Origin of the sequence: Enterobacter cloacae complex sp. ECL352 (genome assembly GCF_020149545.1) — a bacterium.
GTDB classification, from domain to species: Bacteria; Pseudomonadota; Gammaproteobacteria; order Enterobacterales; family Enterobacteriaceae; genus Enterobacter; species Enterobacter asburiae_B.
In genome coordinates, this window is record NZ_CP083709.1 from 435,249 (window position 1) to 452,229 (window position 16,981).

The 16,981-nt window shown below is 54.4% G+C and carries 16 protein-coding genes; 7 read left to right on the forward strand and 9 right to left on the reverse strand.

Going from position 1 to position 16,981, the window contains the following annotated elements; genetic code table 11:
• Positions 1 to 359: 359 nt before the first annotated feature.
• The 3 genes from LBF07_RS02025 to mgrB form a co-directional block, all read right to left on the reverse strand.
• The gene (locus LBF07_RS02025) at positions 360 to 1,349 is read right to left on the reverse strand and encodes an MBL fold metallo-hydrolase (protein ID WP_094934718.1); all 990 of its coding nucleotides are present in this window, start codon (positions 1,347 to 1,349) and stop codon (positions 360 to 362) included.
• Positions 1,350 to 1,370: 21 nt separating this feature from the next.
• Complete coding sequence (locus LBF07_RS02030) at positions 1,371 to 1,661, reverse strand: YebO family protein (RefSeq protein ID WP_094934719.1); 291 nt, start codon at positions 1,659 to 1,661, stop codon at positions 1,371 to 1,373.
• A 74-nt stretch (positions 1,662 to 1,735) separates the two neighbouring features.
• Positions 1,736 to 1,879, reverse strand: a complete 144-nt coding sequence (gene mgrB / locus LBF07_RS02035; RefSeq protein WP_006175995.1) for a PhoP/PhoQ regulator MgrB — start codon at positions 1,877 to 1,879, stop codon at positions 1,736 to 1,738.
• Between the two features lie 162 nt (positions 1,880 to 2,041).
• Here mgrB and LBF07_RS02040 point away from each other — a divergent pair, with 162 nt between their 5' ends.
• On the forward strand, positions 2,042 to 2,263 hold the full coding sequence (locus tag LBF07_RS02040) for a YobH family protein (protein WP_094934720.1): 222 nt from the start codon (positions 2,042 to 2,044) through the stop codon (positions 2,261 to 2,263).
• 68 nt (positions 2,264 to 2,331) lie between these two features.
• A protein-coding gene (locus LBF07_RS02045; protein WP_087451024.1) for an IS3-like element ISSen4 family transposase occupies positions 2,332 to 3,452 on the forward strand; the annotation gives its coding sequence in 2 pieces (ribosomal slippage) (positions 2,332 to 2,590 and positions 2,590 to 3,452; 1,122 coding nt in all).
• A gap of 112 nt (positions 3,453 to 3,564) precedes the next feature.
• On the opposite strand, the gene kdgR is transcribed toward LBF07_RS02045, so the two are convergent.
• Entirely contained in the window at positions 3,565 to 4,356 is a 792-nt protein-coding gene (gene kdgR / locus LBF07_RS02050) for a DNA-binding transcriptional regulator KdgR (RefSeq protein WP_023312208.1), read from the reverse strand.
• Positions 4,357 to 4,535: 179 nt separating this feature from the next.
• Here kdgR and LBF07_RS02055 point away from each other — a divergent pair, with 179 nt between their 5' ends.
• Positions 4,536 to 5,909 (forward strand): MFS transporter, encoded by a 1,374-nt coding sequence (locus LBF07_RS02055; protein ID WP_094935586.1) that lies wholly within the window; start codon positions 4,536 to 4,538, stop codon positions 5,907 to 5,909.
• Between the two features lie 50 nt (positions 5,910 to 5,959).
• Here LBF07_RS02055 and htpX read toward each other — a convergent pair whose 3' ends face one another.
• The 4 genes from htpX to LBF07_RS02075 form a co-directional block, all read right to left on the reverse strand.
• The gene (gene htpX / locus LBF07_RS02060) at positions 5,960 to 6,841 is read right to left on the reverse strand and encodes a protease HtpX (RefSeq protein WP_014884290.1); all 882 of its coding nucleotides are present in this window, start codon (positions 6,839 to 6,841) and stop codon (positions 5,960 to 5,962) included.
• 193 nt (positions 6,842 to 7,034) lie between these two features.
• Positions 7,035 to 9,083: a carboxy terminal-processing peptidase gene (gene prc / locus LBF07_RS02065; RefSeq protein ID WP_029741991.1), complete on the reverse strand. Its 2,049-nt coding sequence runs from the start codon at positions 9,081 to 9,083 to the stop codon at positions 7,035 to 7,037.
• A 19-nt stretch (positions 9,084 to 9,102) separates the two neighbouring features.
• Positions 9,103 to 9,789 (reverse strand): RNA chaperone ProQ, encoded by a 687-nt coding sequence (gene proQ / locus LBF07_RS02070; RefSeq protein ID WP_014884292.1) that lies wholly within the window; start codon positions 9,787 to 9,789, stop codon positions 9,103 to 9,105.
• 96 nt (positions 9,790 to 9,885) lie between these two features.
• Positions 9,886 to 10,383 carry a GAF domain-containing protein gene (locus tag LBF07_RS02075; RefSeq protein WP_008500476.1) on the reverse strand — a complete coding sequence of 166 codons (498 nt, stop codon included), beginning with the start codon at positions 10,381 to 10,383 and terminating at the stop codon, positions 9,886 to 9,888.
• Positions 10,384 to 10,515: 132 nt separating this feature from the next.
• Between LBF07_RS02075 and yebS the strand changes: the two genes are divergently transcribed.
• The 4 genes from yebS (at position 10,516) to LBF07_RS02095 (ending at position 16,267) form a co-directional block, all read left to right on the forward strand.
• Positions 10,516 to 11,799, forward strand: a complete 1,284-nt coding sequence (gene yebS, locus LBF07_RS02080; RefSeq protein ID WP_094935587.1) for a membrane integrity lipid transport subunit YebS — start codon at positions 10,516 to 10,518, stop codon at positions 11,797 to 11,799.
• On the forward strand, positions 11,768 to 14,401 hold the full coding sequence (locus LBF07_RS02085; protein WP_039263642.1) for a PqiB family protein: 2,634 nt from the start codon (positions 11,768 to 11,770) through the stop codon (positions 14,399 to 14,401). The genes yebS and LBF07_RS02085 overlap by 32 nt, the downstream gene beginning before the upstream one ends.
• A 122-nt stretch (positions 14,402 to 14,523) precedes the next feature.
• Positions 14,524 to 15,921: a 16S rRNA (cytosine(1407)-C(5))-methyltransferase RsmF gene (rsmF, locus tag LBF07_RS02090; RefSeq protein WP_233456331.1), complete on the forward strand. Its 1,398-nt coding sequence runs from the start codon at positions 14,524 to 14,526 to the stop codon at positions 15,919 to 15,921.
• A 106-nt stretch (positions 15,922 to 16,027) separates the two neighbouring features.
• Positions 16,028 to 16,267: a YebV family protein gene (locus LBF07_RS02095; RefSeq protein ID WP_008500472.1), complete on the forward strand. Its 240-nt coding sequence runs from the start codon at positions 16,028 to 16,030 to the stop codon at positions 16,265 to 16,267.
• 34 nt (positions 16,268 to 16,301) lie between these two features.
• On the opposite strand, the gene pphA is transcribed toward LBF07_RS02095, so the two are convergent.
• Entirely contained in the window at positions 16,302 to 16,946 is a 645-nt protein-coding gene (pphA, locus tag LBF07_RS02100; RefSeq protein ID WP_094935589.1) for a protein-serine/threonine phosphatase, read from the reverse strand.
• Positions 16,947 to 16,981: the final 35 nt, after the last annotated feature.

The following is a 16,981-nucleotide window of genomic DNA, read 5'->3' on the forward strand; positions in this document are numbered from 1 at the left end:
AGACCCAGCGTTGCTTTCACAAGCGCTGTAATCTAAGACTTTTTTAACATAGCTCAATCATTACGAAGCGTCCAGCAACCGGGAAAAGAAATCTTACGTCCTGATTGAGTTAGAACAATTTGTGAAAACTTATGCTTAAATCATTGTAACGCGACCAAATTGTTTCAGAGAAAAAACACTGTTAATAACCCGCGCCGACCTGTATTAAAATGCACCAACTAATAAACAGTGTTATGCACCAAAATAATGAAATTTTTATGACTCTGCATCAAAAGAAGGCAAGCAAAACGTTTCGATAAAAATAAAACATTCCTGAACGCTTTTACAGACAGAATATATGCACTACGTTATCGCTTCGTTTATAAGGATAAATATTCACCAACTTTCAGTATCCTGAAAGAATGATTAACTGGTGCTAAATTATCTAGCGCGTCAGTTAACTCCCGCACAGGTTCATCCAGGGATTCATCTGCCAGTTCAAACACGCCCCAGTGAATGGGAAACGCCAGAGGGCAGCCCAGCTGCTGCCACAATGCCACCGCAGATTGCGGATCCATATGATGGACAGCCATGAACCAGCGTGGGGCATAGGCTCCAATCGGTAACGCGGCAGCATCTATATGGCCCAGACGTTCAGGTATCAACAGCAGCTCGGGCGAATACCCCGTATCTCCGCTGAACCAGAAACGATGATGTCGACCTTCCATAACCCAGCCGCACCATAATGAGCGATTGCGGTTCCATGGCGTGCGCATACTCCAGTGCTGTGCCGGTACGGCGGTTAGCGTCATCCCCTGCCAGGTGAAGCTCTGCCACCAGTCGAGCTCAACCACGCGTTTTCCCCCCCGGCGGCGAAACCAGCCGGCCAGGCCCAGCGGAACAAAAAAACTGACCTCGGGGAAGCGTTTGAGAATACGGCGAATGGTCGCGTCATCAAGATGATCGTAATGATTATGGGAGATGACGACCGCATCAAGCTGATGGAGTTGATCGACTGACAGAGCGGGAGGCGTTTTGCGCTGTGGTCCCAGGAAAGGGAGTGGAGAAGCGCGCCGTGAAAAAACCGGATCGGTAAGGATGATATTGCCGTCCAGCTGCAGCATCACGCTGGCGTGTCCCAGCCACCATACCCCATCTTCATGAGGTTGCGTAAGCTCAACCGGTTGCCACCACTGTTGGATAAAGTCTTCATAACCCAGCGCGGGTGGCTTCGGTAAACCGGCCTCTTTACGCGCTTTGCGCCAACGGTCAAGGTCGCCGGGTTGATGTCCGACAGGATCGGTATTACGAAAACCGTTCGGAGTGTGATGTTTCAGGGAGGGGTCATACCAGGGATTTTTCCAGACCACAGCCACCTCCCGGACAAAAGATTAACGCTCAGCCACCAGGCGGATAAAGTCGTCTTCGTCTTTGTTATCTTCAGCGACCGCGTCTTTCGGCGCGTCTTTCTCTTCCGGTTCGTTAGCCTCACACAGACGGCGCAGCAGCGCATTCTGACGTTTTTGCTGATCGAGCAGCGCTTCCAGCAGTTCAATCTGCTCGTTAGTACGGGAACTGGCGCGGTTCACGAAAAACCAGATGACCAGGCCCACAAGCAGAACAACCAAATAAATCATCAGGGATGCCATATTCAGCAGCCCTGAATTCAGTAACTCACCCATTTCACCACCTCAATAAAAACGTCTATTTTACCACTGGCGCGAAGGAAGGAAATCACCTTGAGAAAAAATGCGTATTACCACGGAATAAACTTATTGATTGCGCAAACGCCGCTAAAAAACTGTACATCCTGATCGCACATCACATTGATCGTCTGCGTCCATAACACCACGCACGCTATCAGCACGATAATCAGAATTACCCAGCGTATTTTTTTCACTCCACACTCCGTCTAAAAACCTGATGTAACGAGGTTATCACGCTTATCTTAAACAAGGACTAACTGTACCGCCATCGCGCTTTTTTTCAGAATCCTGCACTTGTTTCATCGTGTAAACCGTTTACGCTAGCTTTATGATAACAACGACAAAAGAGGTTAATGATGCGCTTCATCATTCGAACAATTATTGCGCTGGCCATCGTCTGGATTGGCCTTCTGCTCACGGGTTACGGTGTGCTCGTGGGAAGCACCGAGAACGCAGCCGGGTTAGGGATTCAATGTAAATATTTAACAGCACAGGGCGTGAGCACTGCGCAGTATCTTCATACGGACAGCGGGATCGTTGGCTTGACCCACTGTCCGGTCCTGCGTAAGACATCCTGACCTGCTCCCCGTTGATTAGTACACCCCGATGTTAGTAATGTCTTCATAAGCCACATGAGGACATCCCCATGAAGAAGCGTTTTTCCGACGAACAGATCATCAGTATTCTCCGCGAAGCCGAAGCTGGGGTACCCGCCCGTGAACTCTGCCGCAAGCATGCCATTTCCGATGCCACGTTTTACACCTGGCGTAAGAAGTATGGCGGTATGGAGGTGCCTGAAGTTAAGCGCCTGAAGTCGCTTGAGGAAGAGAACGCCAGACTCAAGAAGCTGCTTGCCGAAGCCATGCTGGATAAAGAGGCGCTTCAGGTGGCTCTTGGGCGAAAGTACTGACGACAGACCAGAAGCGGGAAGCCGTGATGTTGATGTGTGATGCGACCGGTCTGTCGCAACGTCGTGCCTGCAGGCTTACAGGTTTATCCCTGTCGACCTGCCGCTATGAGGCTCACCGTCCGGCTGCTGATGCGCATTTATCAGGGCGCATCACTGAGCTGGCACTGGAGCGCAGGCGTTTTGGCTACCGTCGTATTTGGCAGTTGCTGCGCCGTGAAGGGCTTCATGTTAATCATAAGCGCGTGTACCGGCTTTATCACCTCAGTGGCCTGGGCGTAAAACGCAGAAGACGTCGTAAAGGGCTGGCAACAGAACGTCTGCCGCTGCTCCGTCCGGCGGCGCCCAATCTGACCTGGTCGATGGATTTCGTCATGGACGCACTTTCCACCGGTCGCAGGATCAAGTGTCTTACCTGCGTCGATGATTTCACAAAGGAATGCCTGACGGTCACTGTTGCCTTTGGGATTTCAGGCGTTCAGGTCACGCGTATTCTGGACAGCATTGCACTGTTTCGAGGCTATCCGGCGACGATAAGAACTGACCAGGGGCCGGAGTTCACTTGCCGTGCACTGGATCAATGGGCCTTTGAGCATGGTGTTGAGTTGCGCTTAATCCAGCCGGGCAAGCCAACGCAGAACGGATTTATTGAGAGCTTTAACGGACGATTTCGCGATGAATGTTTGAATGAGCACTGGTTCAGCGATATCGTTCATGCCAGGAAAATTATTAATGACTGGCGGCAGGATTATAACGAATGCCGCCCGCACTCCACGCTGAATTATCAGACACCGTCTGAATTTGCAGCGGGCTGGAGAAAGGGTCATTCTGAGAATGAAGATTCCGACGTTACTAACTGAGTGTTGTATCTAATCGTGGGGGCAGGTCAGATTGATAATGGCTAATCGGCCGGTGAAATGACTGGCAAAAAAAACGCCGCAACAGAGCGGCGTTTTTTTATACGAGCAGAGGTTAAAACGGGTAGTCGTGGTAACCCATCTGTTCAGAAATCTTACGTGCGGCAGTGTGCAGAATAGCCACATATTCATGCAGGCGCTCTTCGGAGAAGCGTAAGGTCGGGAAGGAGATACTCAAGCCCGCGATTACTACGCCAAAGCGGTCAAACACCGGAACGCCGATGCAGCGCAGCCCTTCTTCCTGCTCTTCGTTATCTTCGCCATAGCCCTGCTCGCGTACGCGATCGAGCACCGTTAACAGCGCGTCCGTGCTGGTAATGGTTCGGGAAGTACTTTGCTTGTATTCCACGCCTTCGAGGATCTGCTTCACTTCCTCACGATCGCGCCACGCCAGCAGAACCTTACCAATCGCGGTACTGTAGAGCGGGTTGCGACGACCAATGCGCGAATACATGCGCAGATTGTACATGGAGTCGATTTTATGGATGTAAACAATGCTGTCTTCATCCAGCGCGCCGAGATGGATGGTCTCTTTGGTCAGGCGAGAGATTTCACGCATCTGGATATCAGCGCTGCGGATCAGGTCAACATTTTGTAGCGCACGGGCGCCCAGCTCAAACAGCTTCAGCGTCAGAGAGTATTTTTCAGATTCACCTTCCTGGGCTACGTAGCCCAGCGACTTCATGGTTTGCAAAAAGCGATATACGGTGCTTTTAGACATCATCACGCGCTGCGACAACTCTGTAATACCTATTTCACGCTCTTCCCCCAGCGCCTGTAAGATGCCAAAAACCTTCAGCACGGAAGAAACAGAATCTGGCTGTTTATCCAAATCCGCAATAGCCATTTACCACCTCATAGAGAGTGTTTTATAAAAATCAGAACCGGTTTTTATTATAAGTTCCCGTCATGTCACCTGCAATCAATCCGCGTTTACTTCGTTACAAATCTGCGACATATCGCGGCTGTAACAATGCTAAAATAGTTACCCTGAGAATAATTTCACGCTGAGCTTTTTTAATCCTAATGGAAAAGACCCTTTCCGATGGCCTGCCTTTACCCCAGCGGTATGGCGCTATAGCGACCATCATTATTGGTATCTCAATGGCCGTCCTTGACGGCGCAATCGCGAACGTTGCCCTGCCAACCATCGCCAGCGACCTGCACGCCTCTCCCGCCAGTTCGATATGGATCGTTAACGCCTATCAGATTGCGATTGTGGTTTCCCTGCTCTCGTTCTCTTTCCTGGGCGATATGTTCGGTTATCGTCGGGTGTATCAGTGCGGTCTGGTGGTCTTCACCTTCACGTCGTTGTTATGCGCCCTTTCAGATTCACTGCATACCCTGACGCTTGCCCGCATTGCGCAGGGTTTTGGCGGCGCGGCGCTCATGAGCGTAAACACGGCGTTAATCCGCTTAATTTATCCGCAGCGTCATCTGGGGCGCGGCATGGGGATAAACTCGTTTATTGTCGCCGTCTCTTCCGCCGCCGGGCCAACCATAGCGGCGGCGATCCTTTCCGTTGCGTCATGGCAATGGCTGTTTGCTATTAACGTGCCGCTGGGCATTGTCGCTATATTCTTTGCCCTGCGCTTTCTTCCCGCTAACGGTCCCAAAAGCACCATGCCGCGCTTCGATGTGGCGAGTGCGGTGATGAATGCCCTGACCTTTGGCCTGCTGATTACGGCGCTGAGCGGCTTTGCGCAGGGACAGTCCCTGATGCTTACCGGCGCGGAGCTCATCGCCCTGCTGGCGATCGGCTTCTTCTTTGTTCGCCGCCAGCTCACTCTCCCCGTGCCTTTGCTGCCGGTCGATCTGCTGCGTATTCCCCTCTTTTCCCTCTCCATTTGCACGTCCGTCTGCTCGTTCTGCGCCCAGATGCTGGCCCTGGTTTCTCTGCCCTTCTTTCTGCAGAGCGTGGTCGGCCGTTCAGAAGTGGAGACCGGCCTACTGTTAACGCCCTGGCCGCTGGCGACCATGGTGATGGCGCCGCTGGCAGGTTACTTAATTGAACGCGTCCATGCCGGTTTATTGGGAGCGTTGGGGCTGGCGGTGATGGCGACAGGCCTATTCGCGCTGGCTCTGCTACCGTCATCGCCAACCGATCTGGACATCATCTGGCGCATGATTCTGTGCGGCGCAGGGTTTGGCCTGTTCCAGTCCCCTAACAATCACACCATTATCACCTCCGCGCCGCGCCATCGCAGCGGTGGTGCCAGCGGCATGCTGGGGACCGCGCGCCTTCTGGGGCAAAGCACAGGTGCGGCACTGCTTGCCCTGATGTTTAACCTCGCCGGGCAAAACGGCAACCATGTCGCGCTTCTCACCGCGGGAGCCCTTGCTTCCCTCGCGGCGGTCGTCAGCGGCCTGCGGGTGACCCAGCCCAAAGTTCAGGCATAAAAAAAGCCGGGCGGAGTGTTCTCCTGCCCGGCTTATTAGGGTTCTAAGCGTTACTTCAGATATTCCCCACTGCGCAGCGCTTCGATACGTTTATCCAGCGGTGGGTGAGACATAAACAGCTCGCTCAGCGATTTGGACTTACCGTTAATGCAGAAGGCCATCATGCTGTTCGCTTCCTGCGGCTCGTAGCTGGTTTTCAGACGCTGCAGCGCGGCAATCATCTTCTCACGACCAACCAGCTTCGCCGAGCCGGCATCCGCGTGGAATTCACGGTGGCGGGAGAACCACATGGTGATGATGCTGGCCAGAATACCGAATACCAGTTCCAGAACCATCGAAACGGCGAAGTAGATCAGCGGGTTGCCGTTGCTCTCTTCACCTTCGTCACGGTTGCCGCCCATAAAGCCTGCCGCGATCTGCGCCAGAATACGGGAGATGAAGATCACGAAGGTGTTCACCACGCCCTGAATCAGGGTCATGGTCACCATGTCACCGTTGGCGATATGGCTGATTTCGTGGGCAATAACCGCTTCGGCTTCGTCACGGCTCATGTTCTGCAGCAATCCGGTGCTGACGGCAACCAGTGACGCATCGCGACGGGCGCCCGTGGCGAAAGCGTTGATGTCCGGGGCATGGTAAATCGCCACCTGCGGCATGGCGATCCCGGCCTGACGGGATTGCTGAGCCACCGTATTCATCAGCCACTGTTCCATATCGTTACGCGGCTGTTCAATAACCTCACCACCTACCGATTTCAGTGCCATCCACTTCGACATCAGCAGGGAGATGAACGAGCCACCAAAACCAAACAGCAGCGCCATAATCAACAGACCCTGAACGCTGCTCGACTGAATTCCTGTCAGGCTTAGCACGAGCCCGAAAACCACCATGACCGCCAGGTTGGTGAGCAGGAAGAGCGCGATTCGCATCATAATTTTCTTTTTACCTCAGTTTAACAAAACGCACTATGCGATTACCCACATCGTATGGGTATTGCGGCTATTTTCAAGCATCCGGCGGGCGTAAGTCACCAGAAAGACACAACTTTACACAATTGGAAATCTGGCTGACGGAAGGATGAAGAACAAAAAGAAACAGGCACAATTTCTTGTGCCTGTTGGGTGATTATTTTGCCGGAGCGGGCTGTACGGCAGGTTTCTCTTTTTCCTGATTCGCCAGGTCGAGAGCGATATGCACCGTCTCGTCCAGATACGGATCCGGCTCCTGGTAATCTTTTGGCAGATCGTCCAGTTTTTTGAGCAGAGGCTTACCTTCGCGCTTGAAGCGATCGTTGATACGCGCCAGGCGGGTTGCATCGTCTTCGTTATTCTCTTTCTCACGCTGTGCGTAGTTCAGAGAAACGATATTCCGCTTATCTTTCAGGGCATTGAATCGTGCAATGTCCTTCATGATGTACTGGAACTCCGGATCTTTCGCGATGCGGTCGTTATGCGCTTTCAGCAGTTCAGGGCCAAATTGCGTCATATCACCCGCTTTCACGTAGGTCGCGGCATTGATGCTGTCCCACGGCAAGGCGTTATCTTCAAACTTCTCGCCGGTTTCCGTCTCTTCCGTGCCTGTCGGCATCATGATGTCCGGCGTTACGCCCTTACGCTGCGTACTGCCGCCGTTCACGCGGTAGAATTTCTGAATGGTGTACTGAACCGAGCCCAGCGCAGGCCATTCCGGACGCAGCATCTGATCGTAAATACGATTCAGAGAGCGATACTGCTGAACGGTGCCTTTCCCGAAGGTTGGCTCACCGACGATCAGCGCGCGGCCATAGTCCTGCATTGCAGCGGCAAAGATTTCAGACGCGGAAGCACTGAAGCGGTCAACCAGGACCACCAGCGGGCCTTTGTAGTAGACCACACCGTCGTTGTCGGCATCTTCACGCACTTTACCGTTGTTATCGCGCACCTGAACCACCGGACCAGATGGAATGAACAGACCGGAGAGTGAAACCGCTTCCGTCAGCGCCCCGCCGCCGTTACTGCGCAGGTCGATGATAATGCTGCTGACGTTCTGCTTTTCAAGCTTCTGCAGCTGAACCTTCACATCGTCAGTCAGGCCCACGTAGAAGCCAGGAATATCCAGAACACCCACCTTCTCTTTACCCACAGTTTTCACCGACATTTTCACCGCGCGGTCTTCCAGACGGATACGCTCGCGGGTCAGGGTAACGATACGGGTTTTGGTGCCTTTACCGGCAGGCAGAATTTCCAGACGAACCTTGCTGCCTTTCGGACCTTTGATCAGCGCAACCACGTCATCGAGACGCCAGCCGATCACGTCGACCATGTTCTGGCCTGTTTGTCCTACACCCACAATGCGATCGCCTACGCTAATCGCTTTGCTTTTGGATGCCGGGCCACCCGCGACCATGGAATTGATCACCGTGTAATCATCATCCATCTGCAGCACCGCGCCGATACCTTCCAGAGACAGGCTCATCTCGGTATTGAACTGTTCGGTGTTGCGTGGAGAGAGATAGTTGGTGTGCGGATCGATTTCGTGCGCAAAGGCGGTCATCGCGAGTGAGAAAACATCCTCACTGTTGGTCTGCGCCAGACGACGAATGGCGAATTTGTAACGACGCGTCAGCGTGTCACGGATCTCTTTTTCGTCTTTGCCGGTCAGCTTAAGACTCAGTTCGTCGTATTTAACTTTACCGTCCCACAGCGCATTCAACTCGGCTTCATCTTTCGGCCAGGGTGCTTTACTGCGATCCAGATTAAAGGTGTCAGTACCGGTAAAGTCCATCGGACGTTCCAGCACTTTCAGCGCGTACTGATAGCGTTCAAAGCGGCGCTTTTGCGACAGGTTGTAGAGATCGTAGAACAGATCCAGCTTGCCAGAACGCAACTCGTCACCCACCTCGGATTTGCGCTTAGCGAACTGCTCGACATCGCTGGCGAGCAAAACGTTATGGCTGTAATCCAGCAAGTTCAGATAGCGGTCAAAGATTTTGGCCGAAAAGGCCTGATCGAGATCGAACTGACGATAGTGCGAGCGGGTAAAACGTGAGGTCACGCGCTCGCTCACCGTCGCGTGCTGCGTCTCTTCCTTGAGAACCGGAATTTGATCAACACGCGTGATATCGTCCACTGCAAAAGCGTGACCTGTTATGGCAAACAGGCCCGCCAGCGCGGTGAGCTTAAAAAAAGTGTTCATGCCAGGCTTGGCCTCCGTTTCAGAACAACAAGTGTTCTGCGCGTACAATCATTGACATACCAGAAGTCAGCTGTACACGAACGCCATCTTTGGTGATTTCCAGTACGGTGGCGTCCATAGCATTGTTACCCGCTTTTACCTTCAGCGCCTGACCTACGCTCAGGGCGTTAATGTCAGAAACCGGCGTATGGCGCGGCTCTTCACGAGGGGCACGCGGGGCTTTTGCTGCTGGTTTGTCTGCACGCGGTTTGCGATCGTTATTATCGTGACGGCGCGGCGCAGGGCGTGGTTTACGCTCACGACGAGGCGCTTCTTCCTGGCCGTTTGCCGCTGCGGCTTCACGTTTTTTCGCCTGCTGTTCTGCACGTTGTGCCTGAACGCGTGCTTTGGCTTCTTCAAGCTGCTTACGCGCGTGCTCAACGTGCTGCTCGTCCAGTTCACCACACGGGTTGCCGTCGAGATCCACGCGGGTCGCGCCAGGTTTGATACCGTACAGGTAGCGCCAGCTCGAAGTATAAAGACGTAAGGCGGAACGCAGCTGAGTTTTGCTGAGGTTCATTTCCCCTTCAACACGCGCCACCAGATCCTGAAAAATACCGACTTTCAGGGGACGAGCTTCACCTTCCGCGCTGAAGCACTGCGGGAAACGCTCGGCCAGAAATGCGATAACTTCTTTACTGCTATTCAACTTAGGTTGATTTTCCATGAAATTTCCTGATTACAACGGACGTTGCCAACAAGCGCAGGCATGAACAGGCGTCATTATAATGACGCTATCAGTAAATGCTACGTTATCCGTTGATTATCCTGCGACGCTCGCAAAGAATTTTTGATAATCGGTTGCGGCGAGTACGTTTTCCAGATTCGCCACCAGCTCGCGCAGCCCCTGTTCGTCCTCGGTTGTAAAGCGACTGAAGACCGTACTGTCGATATCCAGAACGCCAATAATCTGATTTTTGACCACCAGCGGCAGAACGATTTCAGAATTACTGGCGGCGTCACAGGCAATGTGCCCGTCAAACGCATGAACGTCTTCCACACGCTGGACCTGATTTTCGGCCACCGCCGTGCCGCATACGCCACGCCCTACCGGAATACGCACGCAGGCCAGTTTGCCCTGGAACGGACCGAGCACCAGCGTTTCACCTTCCAGGAGGTAAAAGCCGGCCCAGTTCACGTCAGAGAGACGTTCAAACAGCAATGCGCTAGTATTTGCCAGAGTGGCTAAGAAGCTGGTCTCACCCGCCATCAATGCCTTAAAATCGCGGTTCAGATCCGCGTAGAATTCTGTTTTGTTCATTATTCAATCACTTAGTTGTCTTACAAATTTACCGCATAGCCTATTAAAATAAGCATTAAATGCGCTCATGCTCAAGATGAATCCGTTCATGAGTTATTATAACTTTCAACAATACTTATTTGTGCGCAGCTGATGGCCTTAAAAACAACCAAAATTACGCCGACAAGAAAGATAACTGTCCATACGGTGAGCGAAGCTTTGCCACGTGCACATTATCAGCGTTGCCCCCAGTGCGATACGCTTTTTATGTTGCCGAAGATGAAATCGCACCAAAGTGCCTTTTGTCCCCGCTGCGACGCCAAAATTCGCGACGGCCGCGACTGGTCGCTCACCCGCCTCGCCGCCATGGCCGTCACCATGCTGCTGCTAATGCCCTTCGCCTGGAGCGAACCGCTGCTGAAACTCTACCTGCTTGGCGTGCGCATTGACGCCAACGTGCTGCAGGGTATCTGGCAGATGACCCGTCAGGGGGATCCCATCACCGCTGCCATGGTGCTGTTCTGCACCGTTGGTGCGCCGCTGGTGCTGGTCGCCGCCATTGCCTATCTGTGGTTTGGCAATATTCTCGGCATGAACCTTCGCCCGGTGCTGCTGATGCTGGATAAGCTCAAAGAGTGGGTGATGCTGGATATTTATCTGGTGGGCGTGGGCGTTGCGTCAATAAAGGTACAGGACTACGCCTTTTTGCAGCCCGGCATCGGACTCTTTGCTTTCATCAGCCTGGTATTGCTGAGCATCCTGACGCTGATCCACCTGAACGTTGAACAGCTCTGGGAGCGATTTTATCCTCAGCGCCCCGCCACGCGTCCTGATGAAAATCTGCGCGTCTGTCTGGGATGCCACTATACCGGCTTGCCCGACGCGCGTGGGCGCTGCCCGCGGTGTCACATTCCGTTGAGACTGCGGCGCAACAACAGCCTGCAAAAATGCTGGGCCGCGCTGATCGCCTCCCTGGTGTTTCTGATCCCAGCCAATATGCTGCCGATTTCCATCATTTACGTGAATGGCGGGCGTCAGGAGGATACTATCCTCTCCGGGATTATCTCCCTTGCGCACAGCAACGTCGGGGTGGCGGCGATCGTTTTTATTGCCAGTATCCTGGTTCCCTTTACCAAAGTGGTGGTGATGTTTACCCTGCTCATCAGCATTCACTTTAAATGTGAACAAGGCTTACGGCCCCGCATTCTGCTGCTGCGGTTCGTCACCTGGATTGGCCGCTGGTCAATGTTAGATCTGTTCGTGATTTCGCTGATGATGTCGCTCATCAATCGCGACCAGCTACTTGCTTTTACAATGGGACCCGCGGCTTTTTATTTCGGCTCTGCGGTGATATTGACTATTCTTGCTGTGGAATGGCTGGATAGCCGCTTACTTTGGGATGCACATGAGTCAGGAAACCCCCGCTTCGCCGACTGAAGCGAGAATTAAAACAAAACGCCGCATTTCGCCATTCTGGTTGCTGCCCGTCATCGCCCTGATGATTGCAGGCTGGCTGATCTGGACGAGCTATGAAGATCGCGGGAGTACCGTCACCATTGATTTCCAGACCGCCGACGGCATCGTCGCCGGGCGAACGCCCGTTCGCTTCCAGGGGGTTGAAGTGGGTACGGTTCAGGACATCTCCCTTGGAAAAGGGCTGAACAAGATTCAGGTGCGGGTCAGTATTAAATCTGACATGCAGGATGCCCTGCGCAGCGAAACGCAGTTCTGGCTGGTCACGCCAAAAGCGTCTCTGGCGGGCGTGTCAGGGCTGGATGCGCTCGTGGGCGGTAACTATATCGGCATGATGCCGGGTAAAGGAGAGCCGCAGGATCACTTTGTTGCCCTGGATACACAGCCCAAGTACCGCCTTAACAACGGCGATTTAATGATTCATCTGCAGGCGCCGGATCTCGGTTCTCTGAACAGCGGTTCGCTGGTCTATTTCCGCAAAATCCCGGTTGGCCGCGTGTACGATTACGCGATCAACCCGAATAAACAGGGCGTCACCATCGACGTGCTGATCGAGCGTCGCTTCACCAATCTGGTGAAAAAAGGCAGCCGCTTCTGGAACGTCTCCGGCGTGGATGCGGACCTCAGCCTGAGCGGTGCGAAAGTGAAGCTGGAGAGTCTGGCCGCGCTGGTGAATGGTGCCATTGCCTTTGACTCCCCGGAAAACTCAAGCCCTGCCACCGCGGATGACTCGTTTGGATTGTACGCTGACCTGGCGCACAGCCAGCGCGGCGTGATCGTCAAACTCGCCCTGCCCGATGCTAAGGGGCTAAAAGCGGGTTCAACGCCGCTGATGTATCAGGGGTTGCAGGTTGGTCAGCTCACCAAAATGACGCTCAACCCGGGCGGCTCGGTCACAGGAGAAATGACTGTCGATCCGAGCGTGGTCGACCTCCTGCGCGAGAAAACGCGTATCGAAATGCGCAGTCCAAAGCTCTCCCTGAACGATGCCAGCCTCAGCACGCTGTTGACCGGCAATACGTTTGAGCTCATCCCCGGTGAAGGTGAGCCCAGCAATAGCTTCGTGATTGCCCCGGCGGATAAATCCCTGCTGCAAAAGCCGGGCGTAGTGACCGTCACGCTGAATGCGCCAGAAAGTTACGGAATCGAAGCCGGCCAGCCGTTAATTTTACACGGCGTGCAGGTCGGCCAGGTGCTGGAGCGTAAGCTCTCCGCGAATGGCGTGACCTTCTCGGTCGCCATCGATCCGCAGTACAGCGACCTGGTGCACGGTGACAGCAAATTCGTGGTGAACAGTCGCGTCGATGTGAAGGTGGGACTGGACGGCGTGGAATTCCTCGGCGCCAGCGCCAGCGAATGGGTTAACGGCGGCATCCGCATTCTGCCCGGTGATAAAGGCCCCGTTCGCGACAGCTATCCGCTGTATGCCAACCTGGAGAAAGCGGTTGAAAACAGCCTGAGCGATCTCCCTACCACCACGCTGACATTAAGCGCCGAGACGCTGCCGGACGTACAGGCAGGATCCGTGGTGCTGTATCGCAAGTTTGAAGTTGGGGAAGTGATCGCCGTTCGCCCGCGTGCGGACGCGTTTGATATCGAACTGCATATCAAGCCGGAGTACCGCAAGCTGCTGACGCCAAACAGCGTCTTCTGGGCCGAAGGCGGCGCGAAAGTTCAGCTTAACGGTAACGGGCTGACCGTGCAGGCCTCCCCGCTCTCACGCGCGCTGCGCGGCGCGATAAGCTTCGATAATCTCAGCGGCGCGGGGGCGAATCTGCGTAAAGGCGATAAGCGTATTCTCTTCCCGTCCGAAACCGCCGCGCGCGCCGTGGGTGGACAGATTACCCTGCACGCGTTTGATGCCGGTAAGCTGGCGGAAGGCATGCCAATCCGCTATCTGGGCATTGATATTGGACAAATCCAGAAGCTGACGCTGATTACCTCGCGCAACGAGGTGCAGGCCACCGCCGTGCTGTACCCGGAATATGTGCAGACCTTCGCCCGCACGGGTTCGCGCTTCTCGGTGGTGACGCCGCAGATCTCGGCCGCGGGCGTTGAGCATCTCGACACCATTTTGCAGCCGTACATCAACGTTGAGCCGGGCCAGGGCAATGCCCGTCGTGATTTCGAGCTTCAGGAAGCCACGATCACCGACTCGCGCTATCTTGGCGGCCTGAGCATCGTGGTGGAAGTGCCGGAAGCGGGCTCGCTGAGCATCGGCACCCCGGTTCTGTTCCGCGGCATTGAAGTGGGTACGGTCACGGGCCTGACGCTCGGTACGCTCTCCGACCGCGTGATGGTGGCGTTACGCATCAGCGAACGCTACCAGCACCTGGTCCGTAATAACTCGGTATTCTGGCTGGCATCCGGCTATTCGCTGGACTTTGGCCTGACGGGAGGCGTGGTGAAAACCGGCACCTTCAACCAGTTCATTCGCGGCGGTATCGCGTTTGCCACGCCGCCGGGCACGCCGCTGGCGCCGAAAGCGCAGCCGGGTAAACACTTCCTGCTGCTCGAAAGCGAACCGAAAGAATGGCGCGAATGGGGAACCGCCCTGCCGCGTTAATCTGAAAGGCTCCGGTGTCAACGCACCGGAGCCTTTATGTTACACTGCGCGCCTGAACTTTTCCCTGTGGTGTGCCCGTGGCTCAAAACTCCGTATTTCTTCCTGAACAATTCCTGGCGCAGATGCGCGAGGCGCTTCCTTCTCACCTGTCGTTAGATGATTTTATCGCCGCCTGCCAGCGTCCGTTACGCCGAAGTATTCGCGTCAACACGCTGAAAATCAGCGTCGAGGATTTTCTGGCGCTGGTCTCGCCGTACGGCTGGCAGCTTACGCCGGTACCTTGGTGCGCCGAGGGGTTCTGGATCGAACGCGATGACGAAGCCTCGCTGCCGCTGGGCAGTACCGCTGAACATCTGAGCGGCCTGTTCTATATTCAGGAAGCCAGCTCGATGCTGCCGGTGGCCGCCCTGTTCGCCGATGGCAATGCGCCTGAACGCGTGATGGATGTTGCCGCCGCTCCTGGCTCAAAAACCACGCAAATTGCCGCCCGAATGGGTAACCACGGGGCGATCCTCGCCAACGAGTTTTCCGCCAGCCGCGTGAAGGTGCTGCATGCCAACATCAGCCGCTGCGGTATTCATAATGTTGCCCTGACGCACTTTGACGGACGCGTGTTTGGCGCCGCTTTACCGGAAGCCTTCGATGCCATTCTGCTGGACGCGCCCTGCTCCGGCGAAGGGGTGGTGCGTAAAGATCCCGACGCGTTAAAGAACTGGTCAGTTGAGAGCAACCTTGAGATCGCCGCCACGCAGCGCGAGCTGATCGAGAGCGCATTCCATGCCCTGCGTCCAGGCGGCACGCTGGTCTATTCAACGTGCACCTTAAACCGCGATGAAAACGAAAACGTCTGCCTGTGGCTGAAAGCGAACTACCCGGATGCCGTGGAGTTTCTGCCGCTTAACGATCTGTTCGCCTCGGCACAGGAGGCGGTCACGCCGGAGGGTTTCCTTCACGTGTTCCCGCAGATTTACGACTGCGAAGGGTTCTTTGTGGCGCGTCTGCGTAAAACGCAGGCGGTTGCTCCCCTGCCCGCGCCTAAATTTAAGGTCGGCAACTTCCCGTTTTCCCCTCTTAAAGGCCGCGATGCAGCACAGCTTGAAGCCGCCGCCAAAAAGGTCGGACTGGTCTGGGATGAGAGCCTGCACCCCTGGATGCGTGATAAAGAGATATGGCTGTTCCCGGCACAGATCGAGCCGCTCATCGGAAAGGTCCGTTTTTCGCGAATCGGGATCCGCCTGGCGGAAGTGCATAATAAAGGGTATCGCTGGCAGCATGAGGCCGTTATCGCCCTTGCCGGACGCGAGAATACCTTTGCCCTGACGCATCAGGAAGCCGAAGAGTGGTACCGTGGCCGCGATGTCTATCCGGACAGCACGCCATCAGGCGATGAAGTGATAGTGACGTATCAGGGATATCCGCTGGGGCTGGCAAAAAAGGTCGGCTCAAGGCTGAAAAACAGCTATCCGCGCGAGCTGGTTCGGGACGGCCGTCTGTTTACCGGTAACGATCGCACAGCCTGAAAAAAAGCGCATTTTTTTACTGGCGATTTTGCTCTCCTTGTCTACGATCAAAAATGGGTGATCGCACTGGTCATACCAGATTTTGACAACCGACCCGGAGAGCACTATGACGAAAACCAGCGTGCGTATTGGCGCTTTTGAGATCGACGACGCAGAGCTGCGCGGCGAAGCACAAGGCGATCGAACGTTAAGTATTCCCTGCAAATCCGACCCGGATTTGTGCATGCAGCTTGATGCATGGGATGCAGACACCAGCGTCCCGGCAATACTTGATGGCGAACATTCTGTTCTTTACCGCGAGCATTACGATAGTAAAACCGATGCCTGGGTCATGCGTCTTGCCTGACCTAAAGAGAACCCGCCCGAAGGCGGGTTATTTATTACTGCAGCTGCGCCAGCGTGAAGTAACCGTCGAAAACAGCCCCCGTATCAATGTAGTGAAGATTATTAAAATCATACCTTCTGTCGAGAGGCGTATGTCCAAACCAGAAATGATCCGCGCCGCTGATGCCCTCTCCTTTGCCCACCATAAATCCCATCAGCCTGTCGCGGTTCCATAAGACGCGCTGGGCGCTAACCGGTTTTTGCCATCGGTATTCCGCGGCCGGATAATCCGCATGGGCAATCACATTCAGACCGTTCGCACAGGTTATCTCGATGATATGCGGTAAATCGCGACAGGCATCGAGCAACGACAGGGCCAGCTGTTGCTGGTCGCGTTCAAGATGCGAAAACCATATTCCGCCATTCATCGTCCAGAGTGAAAAATCGTTATTATCCAGACTGTCGAGAGCCATTTGCTCATGGTTTCCCCGCACGGCACGAAACCATTTTTCATGAATTAACTGCAGGCATTTAACACTATCAGGGCCACGATCGATCACATCCCCGACCGAAATAAGTAAATCCTCATACGGGTTAAAGTGACGGAGTTTAAGCTCATCCATAAGCCACTGGTAACAACCGTGTATATCGCTGACAACCCAGACGTGACGCCACATCCCACCTTCAATTCGCTGATACATAGAACCTCCTTTAAACAGTATAGCCGCCGCAGAAA

What these genes read in the sequence shown, in the direction of transcription:
- LBF07_RS02030 (WP_094934719.1), bottom strand. Translation starts at nt 1,661, where the DNA reads ATGGGTGAGTTACTGAATTCAGGGCTGCTGAATATGGCATCCCTGATG.
- LBF07_RS02040 (WP_094934720.1), top strand. Translation starts at nt 2,042, where the DNA reads ATGCGCTTCATCATTCGAACAATTATTGCGCTGGCCATCGTCTGGATT.
- kdgR (WP_023312208.1), bottom strand. Translation starts at nt 4,356, where the DNA reads ATGGCTATTGCGGATTTGGATAAACAGCCAGATTCTGTTTCTTCCGTG.
- LBF07_RS02055 (WP_094935586.1), top strand. Translation starts at nt 4,536, where the DNA reads ATGGAAAAGACCCTTTCCGATGGCCTGCCTTTACCCCAGCGGTATGGC.
- htpX (WP_014884290.1), bottom strand. Translation starts at nt 6,841, where the DNA reads ATGATGCGAATCGCGCTCTTCCTGCTCACCAACCTGGCGGTCATGGTG.
- prc (WP_029741991.1), bottom strand. Translation starts at nt 9,083, where the DNA reads ATGAACACTTTTTTTAAGCTCACCGCGCTGGCGGGCCTGTTTGCCATA.
- proQ (WP_014884292.1), bottom strand. Translation starts at nt 9,789, where the DNA reads ATGGAAAATCAACCTAAGTTGAATAGCAGTAAAGAAGTTATCGCATTT.
- LBF07_RS02075 (WP_008500476.1), bottom strand. Translation starts at nt 10,383, where the DNA reads ATGAACAAAACAGAATTCTACGCGGATCTGAACCGCGATTTTAAGGCA.
- yebS (WP_094935587.1), top strand. Translation starts at nt 10,516, where the DNA reads ATGGCCTTAAAAACAACCAAAATTACGCCGACAAGAAAGATAACTGTC.
- LBF07_RS02085 (WP_039263642.1), top strand. Translation starts at nt 11,768, where the DNA reads ATGAGTCAGGAAACCCCCGCTTCGCCGACTGAAGCGAGAATTAAAACA.
- rsmF (WP_233456331.1), top strand. Translation starts at nt 14,524, where the DNA reads ATGCGCGAGGCGCTTCCTTCTCACCTGTCGTTAGATGATTTTATCGCC.
- LBF07_RS02095 (WP_008500472.1), top strand. Translation starts at nt 16,028, where the DNA reads ATGACGAAAACCAGCGTGCGTATTGGCGCTTTTGAGATCGACGACGCA.
- pphA (WP_094935589.1), bottom strand. Translation starts at nt 16,946, where the DNA reads ATGTATCAGCGAATTGAAGGTGGGATGTGGCGTCACGTCTGGGTTGTC.